This window comes from Pseudomonas sp. BF-B-26 (genome assembly GCF_019956495.1).
GTDB lineage: Bacteria > Pseudomonadota > Gammaproteobacteria > Pseudomonadales > Pseudomonadaceae > Aquipseudomonas.
In genome coordinates this window covers 1-14660 of record NZ_JAHBDP010000077.1, presented here as the reverse complement: position 1 = coordinate 14660, position 14660 = coordinate 1, and the positions used below count along the sequence as shown (strand labels likewise).

The 14660-nt window shown below is 59.6% G+C and carries 14 protein-coding genes; 5 read left to right on the top strand and 9 right to left on the bottom strand.

Going from position 1 to position 14660, the window contains the following annotated elements:
• Positions 1–145 precede the first annotated feature (145 nt).
• The 6 genes from fba to tkt form a co-directional block, all read right to left on the bottom strand.
• Complete coding sequence (gene fba, locus KGB03_RS15950) at positions 146–1210, bottom strand: class II fructose-bisphosphate aldolase (protein WP_008151974.1); 1065 nt, start codon at positions 1208–1210, stop codon at positions 146–148.
• 262 nt (positions 1211–1472) lie between these two features.
• Entirely contained in the window at positions 1473–1805 is a 333-nt protein-coding gene (locus tag KGB03_RS15945; RefSeq protein WP_223527586.1) for an MliC family protein, read from the bottom strand.
• Between the two features lie 56 nt (positions 1806–1861).
• Complete coding sequence (locus tag KGB03_RS15940) at positions 1862–2083, bottom strand: hypothetical protein (protein WP_223527584.1); 222 nt, start codon at positions 2081–2083, stop codon at positions 1862–1864.
• Positions 2084–2117: 34 nt separating this feature from the next.
• A complete protein-coding gene (locus KGB03_RS15935; protein WP_033060390.1) occupies positions 2118–3281 on the bottom strand; it encodes a phosphoglycerate kinase in 1164 nt (387 codons plus the stop codon).
• Between the two features lie 12 nt (positions 3282–3293).
• Entirely contained in the window at positions 3294–4346 is a 1053-nt protein-coding gene (gene epd, locus KGB03_RS15930; protein ID WP_111448501.1) for an erythrose-4-phosphate dehydrogenase, read from the bottom strand.
• 165 nt (positions 4347–4511) lie between these two features.
• A complete protein-coding gene (gene tkt, locus KGB03_RS15925) occupies positions 4512–6509 on the bottom strand; it encodes a transketolase (RefSeq protein ID WP_218536729.1) in 1998 nt (665 codons plus the stop codon).
• Positions 6510–6782: 273 nt separating this feature from the next.
• Between tkt and KGB03_RS15920 the strand changes: the two genes are divergently transcribed.
• The 4 genes from KGB03_RS15920 (at position 6783) to KGB03_RS15905 (ending at position 11439) form a co-directional block, all read left to right on the top strand.
• Positions 6783–7778 carry an ArsR/SmtB family transcription factor gene (locus KGB03_RS15920; RefSeq protein ID WP_218536728.1) on the top strand — a complete coding sequence of 332 codons (996 nt, stop codon included), beginning with the start codon at positions 6783–6785 and terminating at the stop codon, positions 7776–7778.
• Positions 7779–7796: 18 nt separating this feature from the next.
• Complete coding sequence (gene metK, locus KGB03_RS15915; RefSeq protein ID WP_223527582.1) at positions 7797–8987, top strand: methionine adenosyltransferase; 1191 nt, start codon at positions 7797–7799, stop codon at positions 8985–8987.
• Positions 8988–9269: 282 nt separating this feature from the next.
• Positions 9270–10943 carry an NAD-dependent DNA ligase LigB gene (gene ligB, locus KGB03_RS15910; protein ID WP_223527580.1) on the top strand — a complete coding sequence of 558 codons (1674 nt, stop codon included), beginning with the start codon at positions 9270–9272 and terminating at the stop codon, positions 10941–10943.
• 100 nt (positions 10944–11043) lie between these two features.
• Entirely contained in the window at positions 11044–11439 is a 396-nt protein-coding gene (locus KGB03_RS15905) for a DUF1090 domain-containing protein (protein ID WP_111448497.1), read from the top strand.
• Between the two features lie 3 nt (positions 11440–11442).
• Here the strand turns inward: KGB03_RS15905 and KGB03_RS15900 are convergent, their stop codons facing one another.
• Positions 11443–11892, bottom strand: coding sequence for a c-type cytochrome (locus tag KGB03_RS15900; protein WP_218536725.1), 450 nt, complete (start codon positions 11890–11892; stop codon positions 11443–11445).
• Between the two features lie 127 nt (positions 11893–12019).
• Between KGB03_RS15900 and KGB03_RS15895 the strand changes: the two genes are divergently transcribed.
• Positions 12020–13204: a murein transglycosylase A gene (locus KGB03_RS15895; RefSeq protein WP_111448495.1), complete on the top strand. Its 1185-nt coding sequence runs from the start codon at positions 12020–12022 to the stop codon at positions 13202–13204.
• Positions 13205–13350: 146 nt separating this feature from the next.
• Here KGB03_RS15895 and KGB03_RS15890 read toward each other — a convergent pair whose 3' ends face one another.
• Both KGB03_RS15890 and KGB03_RS15885 read right to left on the bottom strand, forming a co-directional pair.
• Positions 13351–13734 carry an MAPEG family protein gene (locus tag KGB03_RS15890; RefSeq protein WP_111448494.1) on the bottom strand — a complete coding sequence of 128 codons (384 nt, stop codon included), beginning with the start codon at positions 13732–13734 and terminating at the stop codon, positions 13351–13353.
• 40 nt (positions 13735–13774) lie between these two features.
• On the bottom strand, positions 13775–14608 hold the full coding sequence (locus KGB03_RS15885) for an EamA family transporter (protein ID WP_223527578.1): 834 nt from the start codon (positions 14606–14608) through the stop codon (positions 13775–13777).
• Between the last annotated feature and the right edge of the window lie 52 nt (positions 14609–14660).

Genomic DNA, 14660 nt, shown 5'->3' with positions numbered 1-14660 from the left:
TGCCTGTTACTACCTGTCAGAAATACCTATACCGACCAACGGCACAGGCAGCTTTAAAGCCCATTACCCAGAAAAGCCCCCCCTGACTACAGTTATAAAAAAACCGCCTTTCGGCGGTTTTCATAAGCAGGTTCAACTCACAGGCTTAGTTAACCTTAGCGTTCAACTCACCCTTCAAATAACGCTGATACATCCCTTCCAACGAGATCGGCTTGATCTTCGAAGCATTACCTGCAGTACCAAACGCTTCATAACGTGCGATACACACATCACGCATGGCAGTCACAGTCGCGCCGAAGAATTTACGCGGATCAAACTCGCTCGGGTTGGTGGCCATCAGGCGACGCATCGCACCGGTGGATGCCAGGCGCAGGTCGGTGTCGATGTTGACCTTGCGCACGCCGTGCTTGATGCCTTCGACGATCTCTTCAACCGGTACGCCGTAGGTTTCTTTGATGTCGCCGCCGTACTGGTTGATGATCGCCAGCCAGTCTTGCGGAACCGAAGACGAACCGTGCATCACCAAGTGGGTGTTCGGGATGCGTTTGTGGATTTCTTTGATGCGGTCGATGGCCAGCACGTCGCCGGTAGGCGGCTTGGTGAACTTGTACGCGCCGTGGCTGGTGCCGATGGCGATGGCCAAGGCGTCGACCTGGGTGCGTTTGACGAAGTCAGCGGCTTCTTCCGGGTCGGTCAGCATTTGGCTGTGATCCAGAACGCCTTCGGCGCCGATGCCGTCTTCTTCACCGGCCATGCCGGTTTCCAGCGAACCCAGGCAGCCCAACTCGCCTTCTACCGATACGCCGCAGGCGTGAGCCATGGCCACGGTTTGTTGGGTAACACGGATGTTGTAGTCGTAGTCGGTCGGGGTCTTGCCGTCTTCGCCCAGGGAACCGTCCATCATCACCGAGCTGAAGCCCAGTTGGATGGAGCGCTGGCAGACGTCAGGGCTGGTGCCGTGGTCCTGGTGCATGCACACCGGGATGTGCGGGAATTCTTCGATGGCGGCGAGGATCAGGTGACGCAGGAACGGTGCGCCGGCGTATTTGCGAGCACCGGCCGAAGCCTGGACGATCACCGGGGAGTCAGTCTTGTCAGCGGCTTCCATGATGGCGCGCATCTGCTCAAGGTTGTTGACGTTGAAGGCTGGAACGCCGTAGCCGAACTCGGCTGCGTGGTCCAGCATCTGGCGCATGCTGATAAGTGCCATTGTGTGTGTATCTCCCGGTTGAGGGTCGTTAATCGTGCCAGCCTGCCGTAGCGGCGGCGGCTATTCAAGTTATTGCAGATCGGGGGTTGCCCCGGCCTGCCAATTCGGTGTTGAAAAATCTCAAGAACCTACAGAGAACCACTGTGGGAGCGAGCTTGCTCGCGAATGCGGTTATACATTCAACATCTATGCAAGCTGATCCACCGCCTTCGCGAGCAAACCCGCTCCCACATTTGGATCTCTGTGAATCAAATCAATCGTCTTACTCGGCTTTACAACCGCGGCCGATCAAATCATTGGTGGCGACCCAGTACACCAGGCCTTCCTCACCTTTTATGTGAAACGCCAGCATGTCGTTGCTGTACAGCGAACCTTCGGCGCCCGGCTCATGCTTCAAGCGGTAGACCTGATCGGCACCGCCCAGGCGAACGTCGACTTCCTTGCGGCTGTCGTCGGCGTAGCGCCAGAGCACTTTGGCCTGACTGTCGCAGGTCCAGGTGGTCCAGCTGTCCGTCGATTCGGCAGGCTTGAACAGGTTCAAATTAGCGCAACCTGCCAACAGAGCCAGCGCCGTAACGGCGATAAAACCTTTCATCCATGTTCCTCGACTGACGGCGCACGCCGCCAGCCCTGAGTAAAGTGTCAGACCCTTCAAGGGCAACCATGTTCCTTGGCCGGGGTCTGCGTCTCGTATTTGTCCAGGCCATCAGGCCCGGAACGCTTGTTGATCACCGGGTTGGTTTCGGCCTGCCAGTCAGCCTGGTAGCAGCCTTTATCCTGTTCAGACGTCTCGGGCACCTTGGGGGCTTTCGGGTTACTCCCGCAAGCCGCCAGCGACCCCGCGATAATCAACAGCGCTAATGTTTTGACCATCTGAACACTCCTTTGCCTGGTCAAATGGGCGGCCTCAGGCCTTCGCCCGGCTTTCCAGGACTTCAACGGCCGGCAGCACCTTGCCTTCGACGAACTCGAGAAACGCGCCGCCACCGGTAGAAATGTAGGAGATCTGATCGGCAACGCCATATTTATCGATGGCGGCCAGGGTGTCGCCGCCGCCAGCGATGGAGAATGCCGAGCTTTCTGCGATGGCCTGGGCCAGGACTTTGGTGCCGTTACCGAACTGGTCGAATTCGAACACGCCCACCGGGCCGTTCCACAGAATGGTCTTGGACGACTTCAACAGCTCGGCGAAATTCGCCGCGGTCTGTGGGCCGATGTCCAGAATCATGTCGTCTGCAGCCACATCAGCGATCAGCTTGACGGTCGCAGTCGCGCTTTCAGCGAATTCCTTGGCAACCACGACGTCGACCGGCAGCGGCACGCTGACCTTGGCGGCGATGGCGCGAGCGGTGTCCAGCAGGTCTGGCTCGTACAGGGATTTGCCGACCGGGTGACCGGCAGCGGCCAGGAAGGTGTTGGCAATGCCGCCTCCGACGATCAGCTGGTTGCAGATCTGGCTCAGGCTGTTGAGTACGTCGAGTTTGGTCGAGACCTTGGAGCCGGCAACAATCGCCGCCATTGGCTGAGCCGGGGCGCCGAGGGCTTTGCCCAGTGCGTCCAGTTCAGCAGCCAGCAACGGGCCAGCGGCGGCGACTTTGGCGAACTTGGCCACGCCATGGGTCGAACCCTCGGCGCGGTGAGCGGTGCCGAAGGCGTCCATCACGAACACGTCGCACAAGGCGGCGTATTGCTGGGCCAGTTCGTCAGCGTTCTTTTTCTCGCCTTTGTTGAAGCGCACGTTTTCGAACAGCACGATGTCGCCGGCCTTCACGTCAACGCCGCCCAGGTAATCGGCCACCAGCGGCACTTCACGCCCCAGAGCCTTGCTCAGGTAGTCAGCGACTGGCTTGAGGCTGTTCTCGGCCGAGAACTCGCCTTCGGTCGGACGGCCAAGGTGCGAGCAGACCATCACGGCCGCGCCTTTTTCCAGGGCCAGCTTGATGGTCGGCAGCGAGGCCAGGATTCGCGCATCGCTGGTGACTACACCGTCCTTGACTGGGACGTTGAGGTCTTCGCGGATCAGTACGCGCTTACCTTGCAGATCGAGGTCGGTCATCTTCAACACGGTCATGGGTCGCATTTCCTACTGTTTTGGAGAGGCAGATGTATGCAGATAGTGTTCCGCAACATCCAGCATTCGATTGGCAAAACCCCATTCGTTGTCGAACCAGGCCAGGATGTTCACCAGCCGCGGGCCGGAAACTCGAGTCTGACTGGCATCGACGATGGCCGAATGTGGGTCATGGTTGAAATCACAACTGGCGTGAGGCAACTCGGTGTAGGCCAGAAGGCCTTTGAGCGGGCCATGGGTGGCGGCCTCGCGCAGAATCCGGTTGACCTCGGTGGCGTCGGTATCGCTTACGGTCTGCATCGTAATGTCGAGGCAAGACACGTTAACCGTCGGCACCCGCACGGCTTTGGCCTGAATTCTCCCGGCAAGTTCCGGCAGCAGGCGTTCAATGCCTCGCGCCAGACCAGTGGACACCGGAATCACCGACTGAAACGCCGAACGGGTGCGGCGCAAGTCTTCGTGATGGTAGGCGTCGATCACTGGCTGATCGTTCATCGCCGAGTGAATGGTGGTGATCGACACGTATTCCAGACCAATGGCCTGATCCAGCAGGCGCAACAGCGGCACGCCGCAGTTGGTGGTGCAGGACGCGTTGGATACCAGCAGCTCATCACCGGTCAGGCAATCCTGGTTCACGCCGTAGACGATGGTGGCGTCGACATCCGCTTCGCTGGCCATCGGCTGGGAAAACAGCACGCGCGGCGCACCGGCGTCGAGGAAACGCTGGCCGTCTTCACGAGTGTGGTAAGCGCCGGAGCACTCCAGCACCAGATCGACGCCCAGCGACGCCCAATCGATGCCTTCGGGGGTGGCACTGCGCAGGACCTTCACACAGTCGCCATTAATATGCAGACAATCGCCCTCGACCCTCACTTCCCCGGGAAACCGCCCGTGAGTGGAATCGAAACGTGTCAGGTATTCGATGCTGGCCATGTCCGCCAGATCGTTGATCGCAACAATTTCAAACCCGGCCTTATCGCCTCGCTCAAACAACGCACGCAAGACGCAACGACCAATCCGGCCGTAGCCGTTGAGTGCAACTTTGTAAGGACGCGGTTGAGGCATGGGGTTCTCGATTACCGTGGTGAATCCGTCATTGCAGTGTTGGTCGGACCGACGCCTTCGCGAGCAAGCCCGCTCCCACAGGAGAATGCATTCCACTGTGGGAGCGGCGGTGCGACGATTCGACTTGCTCGCGAAAGCGGCAGTCCAGACGACGCACTTTCTGGATCAGTCTTCCAGCAGCTCTTCAGCCTGACCCAGGATGTTTTCCAGGGTGAAGCCAAACTCTTCGAACAAGGCTGGCGCAGGCGCCGACTCGCCGTAGGTGGTCATGCCGATCACGCGGCCTTCCAGGCCCACGTATTTGTACCAGTAGTCCGCGTGGGCGGCTTCGATGGCGATACGGGCGCTGACCTGCAACGGCAGGACTGCTTGCTTGTAACCGGCGTCCTGAGCATCGAACACGCTGGTGCAAGGCATCGAAACAACACGCACTTTGCGACCTTGTTCGGTCAGTTTGTCGTAGGCCTGAACGGCCAGACCGACTTCCGAACCGGTAGAGATCAGGATCAGCTCAGGCTCGCCGTCGCAATCCTTCAGCACGTAACCGCCACGGGCGATGTCGGCGATCTGGAATGCATTGCGGGTTTGGTGCTGCAGGTTCTGACGCGAGAAGATTAGCGCCGAAGGGCCGTCCTTGCGTTCCAGAGCCATTTTCCAGCACACCGCCGATTCAACGGCATCGGCTGGGCGCCAGGTGTCGAGGTTCGGCGTGCTGCGCAAGCTGGTCAGTTGCTCGATCGGCTGGTGAGTCGGGCCGTCTTCGCCCAGACCGATGGAGTCGTGGGTGTAGACGAACACGACACGCTGCTTCATCAGCGAGGCCATGCGCACGGCGTTACGGGCGTATTCCATGAACATCAGGAAGGTCGCGCCGTAAGGCACCAGGCCGCCGTGCAGGGTCACGCCGTTCATGATCGCGCTCATGCCGAACTCGCGAACGCCGTAGTACATGTAGTTGCCGCTGGCGTCTTCAGCCGTAACACCTTTGCAACCTTTCCACAGGGTCAGGTTGGAACCGGCCAGGTCAGCGGAGCCGCCCAGCAGTTCAGGCAGTAGCGGGCCGTAGGCATTCAATGCGTTCTGGCTGGCTTTACGGCTGGCGATGGTTTCGCCCTTGGCGGCGACTTCAGCAATATAAGCAGAGGCTTTTTCAGCGAAATCTTCCGGCAGTTCGCCGCTCAGACGACGAATCAGCTCGTTGGCCAACTCAGGGAAGGCAGCAGAGTAGGCAGCGAAACGCTGATCCCATTCGGCTTCAGCCGCGCGACCGGTTTCCTTGGCGTCCCACTCGGCGTAGATGTCGGCCGGGATTTCAAACGGACCGTGATTCCATTTCAGCGCAGCACGGGTCAGAGCGATTTCCGCGTCACCCAGTGGGGCGCCGTGGCAGTCTTCCTTGCCTTGCTTGTTCGGCGAACCGAAACCGATGGTGGTCTTGCAGCAGATCAGGGTTGGCTGATCGCTTTTGCGCGCCGTTTCGATCGCGATCTTGATCTCTTCAGGATCGTGACCGTCGACGTTGCGGATCACCAGCCAGTTATAGGCTTCGAAACGCTTAGGCGTGTCATCGGTGAACCAGCCTTCGACTTCGCCGTCGATGGAGATGCCGTTGTCGTCGTAGAAGGCGATCAGCTTGTTCAGGCCCAAAGTACCGGCCAGGGAGCCGACTTCGTGGGAAATGCCTTCCATCATGCAGCCATCACCCAGGAACACATAGGTGTGGTGGTCGACAATGTTATGGCCCGGACGGTTGAACTGCGCCGCCAGGACTTTTTCTGCCAGGGCAAAACCAACGGCGTTGGCCAGGCCTTGGCCCAGTGGACCGGTGGTGGTTTCAACGCCTGGGGTGTAGCCGAATTCCGGGTGACCCGGGGTACGGCTGTGCAGCTGGCGGAAGTTCTTCAGGTCTTCGATCGACAGATCGTAGCCGGTCAGGTGCAGCAGCGAGTAGATCAACATCGAGCCGTGACCGTTGGACAGCACGAAGCGGTCACGGTCGGCGAACGATGGATTGCTCGGGTTGTGCTTCAGGTAGTCACGCCAAAGTACTTCGGCGATATCCGCCATACCCATAGGGGCACCGGGATGGCCGCTGTTGGCTTTTTGCACGGCATCCATGCTGAGGGCACGAATGGCGTTGGCACGCTCACGACGGCTGGGCATCGCTGTTCTCCTGCGGATATTGAATCGAGAGTGAATAAAACGAAACGGAAAAAAGGCGAGCATTTTCCCTCACCCACCCGCCTCGGGGCAATGACAGATAGTCATCTGAAGGCGTTTTTCCGGTGGATAAAGTCGCATTCGCCTGGTGAAACCTTTCCGCTGACGATTTGTAGAGTGACCCTTTCCCCGAGAAGTGCCATCTATCGAGCAATATCAAAACTTTTTGATATTGCTCTTGCGGTGTTTTCTGACCGTCACTAGACTGCTGGCCTTATGAATTTACGTGCGCCTTCCATTCGACCTGACGATTGCGATGAGCTGGCGGCCCTGTGCAAGGCCGGCGGCGATCCTCTGCGACTGAATGTATTGCGCGCGCTGGCCAACGATTCGTTTGGCGTACTGGAGCTGGCGCAGATCTTTGGCATCGGCCAGTCCGGCATGAGTCATCACCTCAAGGTATTGGCCCAGGCCGATCTGGTGGCGACGCGCCGTGAAGGCAATGCGATTTTCTACCGTCGCGCCCTGCCCCACACCGACCTGCTGGGCGGCAAGTTGCATGCAGCCTTGCTGGAAGAAGTGGACAACCTGACCCTGCCTGCCGAGGTGCAGTCGCGAATCGGTCAGGTCCATGGGCAACGAGCGGCGGCCAGCCAGGACTTTTTCTCACGGGTCGCGGAGAAGTTTCGCGCCCAGCAAGACTTGATCGCCGGCCTGCCGCAGTACCGCGAAAGCGTGGTGGCATTGCTCGACAAGCTGAGTTTCAGCGAAGGCGCCACAGCCATCGAAGTCGGCCCCGGAGATGGCGCATTTCTGCCGGAACTGGCGCGCCGCTTCACCCAGGTCACGGCGCTGGACAACAGCCCGGCGATGCTCGAACTGGCGCGCCAGGTTTGCGAACGTGAAACGCTGGCTAACGTCAGCCTGCAACTGGCCGATGCATTGAACGGTGTCCGCCTCAAGGCTGACTGCGTTGTACTGAACATGGTGCTGCACCATTTCGCCGCGCCGGCCGAAGCACTCAAGCACATGGCCGGCTTGCTGCAACCGGGCGGCAGCCTGCTCGTGACAGAGTTATGTAGCCACAACCAGAGTTGGGCCAGGGAGGCCTGCGGTGATCTCTGGTTGGGGTTTGAACAGGACGATTTGGCCCGTTGGGCCACCGCTGCGGGACTCGTTCCCGGGGAAAGCCTCTATGTAGGCTTACGTAATGGTTTCCAGATCCAGGTCCGCCATTTTCAGCGACCGGCTGGCGACACTCACCATCGGTAAATTCAGGAAAAAATCGAGATGAGCGAATACTCCCTCTTCACCTCCGAGTCCGTGTCCGAAGGGCATCCGGACAAAATCGCCGACCAGATTTCCGATGCGGTGCTGGACGCCATCATTGCTGAAGACAAGTTCGCCCGTGTAGCGGTCGAGACCCTGGTAAAAACCGGCGTTGCCATCATCGCAGGTGAAGTCACCACGTCGGCCTGGGTCGACCTGGAAGAGATCGTGCGTAACGTGATTCTGGACATCGGCTACAACAGCTCCGATGTCGGCTTCGACGGCGCCACTTGCGGCGTGATGAACATCATTGGCAAGCAGTCTCCTGACATCAACCAGGGTGTCGACCGTGCCAAGCCTGAAGATCAAGGCGCCGGCGATCAGGGCCTGATGTTCGGCTACGCCAGCAACGAAACCGACGTGCTGATGCCAGCACCGATCACCTTCTCGCACCAGCTGGTTCAGCGTCAGGCCGAAGCCCGTAAATCCGGCCTGCTGCCTTGGCTGCGCCCGGATGCCAAGTCGCAAGTGACTTGCCGTTACGAAGGCGGCAAGGTTGTCGGTATCGACGCCGTTGTACTGTCGACTCAGCACAACCCTGACGTGTCCTACAAAGACCTGCGCGAAGGCGTGATGGAGCTGATCGTCAAGCACGTACTGCCTGCCGAGCTGCTGTCCAAGGACACCCAGTTCCACATCAACCCGACTGGCCAGTTCATCATCGGTGGCCCGGTTGGCGATTGCGGCCTGACCGGTCGCAAGATCATCGTTGACAGCTACGGCGGCATGGCCCGTCACGGCGGCGGTGCGTTCTCCGGTAAAGATCCATCGAAGGTTGACCGTTCGGCCGCCTACGCCGGTCGTTACGTGGCCAAGAACATCGTGGCGGCCGGCCTGGCCGAGCGTTGCGAGATTCAGGTTTCCTACGCGATCGGTGTTGCTCAGCCGACATCGATCTCGTTGAACACCTTCGGCACCGGCAAAATCAGCGACGACAAAATCGTCAAACTGGTTCGCGAAGTGTTCGACCTGCGTCCATACGCAATCACCACCATGCTCGACCTGCTGCACCCGATGTACCAGGAAACCGCTGCGTACGGCCACTTCGGTCGCACGCCGACTACCAAGACTGTGGGCGATGACACTTTCACCACCTTCACTTGGGAAAAGACCGACCGCGCCGAATCCTTGCGCGCTGCTGCCGGCCTGTAAGATTTCCCGGCGGTACCAAAAGCCCTGCACGGTTTGCCGTGCGGGGCTTTTTATTGCCTTGCCCTTGGGACCGTGTCGCAGCCTTCGCGAGCAAGCCCGCTCCCACACTGGATCTCCAGTGAACACACTATTTGTGAACGTTGTAGATCTAGATGTGGGAGCGGGCTTGCTCGCGAAGGTGCCAGACCAGCCACCATCGGAAACACCAGGCAAAACACCCACCTGTCTCGCCCGTAAATACTGACTAGCCTTGAAGCATCTCCCCGAGCAAGGACGCTCACGATGCTTCTGCGCCTGTTTTTCTGTTTTCTCCTGACCTTTGTTTGCCTGAGTTCAAACGCTACCGAGTGCCCCGACTGGCCACCCGCACGCGCCCTGGACGAAATCACGTCACTGCAGAAACAAATCGACCTCTGGGACGACAGCTATCACCGGCGCGGCCGCTCATTGGTCGCCGATGAGCTCTACGATCAGTCCCGTTCAAGACTGACCGAATGGCGCACGTGTTTCGACCTGGCCCCATCCGCGGAGCCGCTACGTACCGCGGGCGGCACGATGCCTCATCCCATCGCCCACACAGGCCTTGAAAAACTTCACGATGGTCGCGCCGTTGAAGCCTGGCTAAAAGGACGGAGCGATGTCTGGATTCAGCCCAAGATCGACGGCGTGGCGGTGACGCTGATCTACCGCAAAGGCCTGCTGACTCAAGCTATCAGCCGCGGTGACGGAGTAAATGGCCAGGACTGGACAGCTTCGGCGCGCCAGATCGCCGCTATCCCACAACAATTGCCAGAGCCGCTGGACCTGCTGCTGCAAGGTGAACTCTATTGGCGCCTGACCGACCACGTACAGGCCCGGGCCGGCAGCCTCAATGCACGCGCCACAGTGGCCGGCTTGATGGCCCGCAAAAAGTTAAGCACTGAGCAAGCCGCGGGGATCGGCCTGTTTGTCTGGGACTGGCCCCAAGGCCCGGCCAGTCTGCCCGCGCGCGTCGCAGCCCTGGATGAGTTGGGCTTTCCGAGCACCGCCCCTTACAGCCACTCGATCGAAGTATTTGCCGACGCTGAACGCTGGCGCGATCACTGGTATCGCTCGCCCCTGCCCTTCGCCAGTGATGGCATCGTCCTGCGCCAGGATCAGCGCCCACCCGCCGAGCGCTGGCAGGCTAAACCGCCTTATTGGAGCGTCGCCTGGAAGTACCCTTTTGCCCAGGCCCTGGCCGAGGTGCGCAAGGTCCACTTCAAGATTGGACGGACCGGACGGATCACCCCGGTACTGGAACTGACACCGGTCATGCTCGATGACCGGCAGATCAAGCGAGTCAGTGTGAGTTCACTGCAACGCTGGGAAACACTGGATATCCGCCCCGGAGATCAGGTCGCCATCAGTCTGGCGGGCCTGACCATTCCCCGGCTTGACGGGGTCATGCTGCGCAGCACCCAACGCACTGAATTGAGCGTACCGCTGGCGGAGGACTTTCATCATTTGAGCTGCTGGCAGCCGACACCGGGGTGCGAAAGCCAATTCCTCGCCCGACTGTCCTGGCTCAGCGGCAAGCAGGGCCTGGCGTTGCCGCATGTCGGTCCTGGCACATGGGAGAAACTTTTAGAAACAGGCCGTCTGAATGGCCTGCTGGATTGGTTGACCCTCGATGCTCAAGAGCTTGCTAACATTGACGGCTTCGGCGAACGCAGCAGCGCTCGTCTTTTGAACAGTTTCAACAGTGCCCGACAGCGCCCTTTCGCTCGTTGGCTCAAAGCCCTGGGTTTACCGCCGACCGGCCAGGCGCGGCTTGCCGATTCATGGCAGGAACTGGCACAACGAAATATCGAACAATGGCAGGCAGAAGCCGGCATCGGCCCGGGACGCGCAGCGCAATTGAGCGCATTTTTTCGCGATCCGCAGGTCCTGGCCTTGAGTGAAACATTACGTGTTGCGGGAATTGACGGTTTTTAGCGGCCGGCGATGCCGGCCAATCCGGGAACCCAATGGTGCCGCGCGGGCTCAAACACCCCATCGCCACCTCGACCCGATCGCTTTTTCACATGGAGCTTTTATGAAACTTCTTTCACCGCTCGCCCTGTTGACCCTTTGCAGCGTGCTGGCCGCTCCACTGATGGCCGCCGAAGAAGCTCCAGGCCTGACCGGCTGCGCCGCAAAGAAGCAGGGCATCATCAATCAGATTGAACTGGCCAAGTCTCACGGTAACGCCGATCAGCAAGCAGGCCTTGAAACGGCCCTGAGCGAAGTCACTGCTCATTGCACCGATGCTTCCCTGAAAAAAGAACGGGAGAACAAGGTGCTCGACGCCAAGCACGAAGTCAGTCAGCGTCAGGCTGACCTCGACAAGGCCATGAAGAAAGGCGATGCCGAGAAGATCAACAAGCGCAAAGACAAACTCGCCGAGTCCCGCAAGGAATTGCAGGACGCACTCGATGAGCTGGATAAGTAAGGATCAGTGATCCCGAAACTCTTTATGGCAAGCACTGCAGGCATCTTCGACCTTCTGCACTGCCGGCCCAAGGTTACTGACCTTGTAAGGCTGAACCTTGCTGGCAATCACCAATTCACCAGTGGCGGCTTCAAGGGTCCGTGCCATGTCCTGGAAGTGTTCCTGTTTCTGCCAGACATCGCTCTTGGCGCTGGTGTGATCTTCTTCGCGCACCTGCGGAAAATGTTTCCAGGGTTCACGGGACAACGCATCGAGCTTCACGGCACCGTCAGCGAATGTCGGACCGTCAAACGGGATGCGACCACGCAACATGCCGCCCAGGTCTTCGCCGGTCTTGAGCATTTGCTTGAAGATCGCCTTGCGCTGGCCCAGCGGCGAGTTGGGGTCAACACCACCGCAGGCGGACAACGTCAGGCAGGCCAGCAATACAACAGAAAGTCTTTTAAGAGTCATGGTGGCTTCAGGTCACGGGAACGGCGGCCAGTATCCTCGCGTCAACGGCAAAGACCAATAGCCCTATTATCAATACGGGTTGCTTGAGCGCATGGAGCACTCAGGCAACCGACAAAGGAATTACTCCATGAACAGCCGTTTCAAGGCATGGCGTCACAACCTCGCCTGGACCCTTCCGATGGTGGCCGTGCTTGCGGGCTGCACCGGTGGCGACAACAACACACCGAAAACCCACGCCCTGGCGACCTACTCCAGCGCCACGTGGGAAGCACTTCCAACAGTGTCCGACAACGACCTGGTCGCCGGCTTCGGTTCGTGGCGCAGCGCCTGCACCCGACTCAAAGCCGACCCGGTATGGGGCTCGACGTGTGCGGCTGCCGCCAACGTGCCGCAAACCGCCAGCGACATTCGTGGCTTCCTCAAGCAGAACCTCGACGTCTACGGCCTGCGCGCCGCCAATGACAATCCCAACGGCTTGATCACCGGCTATTACGAGCCGGTCTACCCCGGCAGCCTGACCCAGACCGAAGTGGCAAGCATCCCGGTGTACGGTGTGCCCGAGGACATGATCATCGTCTCTCTGGACAGCATTTATCCGGAACTCAAAGGCAAACGCCTGCGCGGACGACTCGAAGGTCGCGTGCTCAAGCCTTACGACGATGCGGCCACGATTGAAACCAAAGGGGTCAAGGCTCCGGTTGTTGCCTGGCTGACCGATCCGATGAACCTGCAATTCCTGCAAATCCAGGGTTCGGGTCGTATCCAGCTCGATGATGGCCGCCAGTTGCGCATTGCGTATGCCGACCAGAACGGTCACCCGTATCGGCCGATTGGCCGCTGGCTGGTGGACCAGGGCGAGCTGAAAAAAGAAGAAGTGACCATGGGCGCCATCAGCCAATGGGCCAAGGCCAATCCGACGCGCATTCCGGAACTGCTGGGCAGCAACCCCAGCTACGTATTCTTCACCCGCAATCCGGACAGCAACGAAGGACCTCGCGGCTCGTTGAACGTACCGCTGACCGCCGGCTACAGCGCGGCGGTGGATCGCAAAGTGATTCCGCTGGGCAGTCTGTTGTGGTTATCGACCACTAAACCGGACGGCACCGCACTGGTACGCCCGGTTGCCGCTCAGGACACCGGCGGCGCAATTGCCGGCGAAGTCCGTGCAGACCTGTTCTGGGGCACGGGCGAGGCGGCCGGGCAATTGGCCGGCGACATGAAACAGCAGGGACAGATCTGGATGCTCTGGCCTAAAGGCGCAGCGTTGCCGCAAGTGCCGCAGGTGGCTGATGCGGTGAAGACCAGCCCCTGATATCTGTATCGGCGGTTAAATAGCAATCGCGAGCCGCCTCGCTCCCACATTTGGATCTCCAGTGAACACAGCATACGTGTACGACCGAGATTCAATGTGGGAGCGAGCCTGCTCGCGATGAGGCCCTCACGAACACCAATGTATTTTCAGACAGACACCACAAAGAAACTGACGATCAACCCCAGCCCCACCAACCACATCAGCGACCGCAAAATCGCCCAGTCCGCCAAGTAGCAAATGATGTACAGCAGCCGACTGGTGATGAACAACACCGCCAGCACATTGATCGTCACCAGTTCGGCATTGCCGGCCAGGTGCGCAACGATCACCGCCGCCGCGAACGCGGGAGTCACTTCAAAACTGTTCAGGTGCGCCGCATACGCGCGTCGGCCCAAACCATTCAGCGACTCGAGAAAGTCACGGGGGTCATGGTTGTCTTTCAGCCGGAACCCGCCACAGGCCCTGGCGATGCCCGTGCAGATATAGGGCAGGATAATCGCGATCAAAATGCACCACAGAGCAACCGTCATAACGCAATCCCTTCTTCAGGTTTCAAGAGTCGAGTTCCAGTCAAAACTTCATCACCAGCATGCCGATCAGCACCAGCCCACAGGCTAAGAGCCGGGGCCTGCCGAAAGGTTCTTTCAGGTAACGCATGCCGAACAGCACCACCAGAATCACGCTGATCTCGCGCAATGCCGCCGCTTCGGCAATCGAGCCCAGCTGCATGGCCCACAGCACCAGAGCGTAGCTGAACAACACGCAAAACCCGACCGCCAACCCCAGTCGCCACTGTTCACGCCAGAACAATATGAAGGCCGGTCGTTTACGCACCAGCGCCAGCAACGGGAACGGCCAGGCGCTGAGCAACGTGACCCACACCAGGTAATCCAGCGGATGCGACCAACGCCGTAACGCCTGGCCATCGATAAAGGTGTAGCAGCCGATGCACAGGCCGATCAACGCCACCACCGGCAGCATCGACCACGGCAATCGCGCACCGCCGCCGCCCTGCCAGAGCAGGCAAAGCATGCCGAACGGGATCAGCAGAATCCCGAAGATCTGCTGGTTCGTCAGCACTTCTCCGGCAAAAATCAGCGTCAGTGCCAGCACCACCAGCGGCGACAAGCCACGCATCAGTGGGTAGACCAACCCCAGATCGCCGACCCGATAGGCCTGGATCAGCAAATAGCGATAGAGCAATTCAAACGCCGCCGACGCCAGAATCCACGGCCAGATGTCCAGGGGCGGCAACGCCACGAACGGCAGCATCAGCGCGACAAACAGCATTGCCACGCTGTCCATGCAGGCCACCACCAGCAGCCGTTCCGCACTGAATTTGATCAGGGTATTCCACGCTGCATGCAACAGCGCCGCTACCAACACCAGTGCTGTTGCAAGCACGGCACACTCCTTTTTTGACCGCCCCCTCCCCTGTAGGAGCACGGCTTGCCGG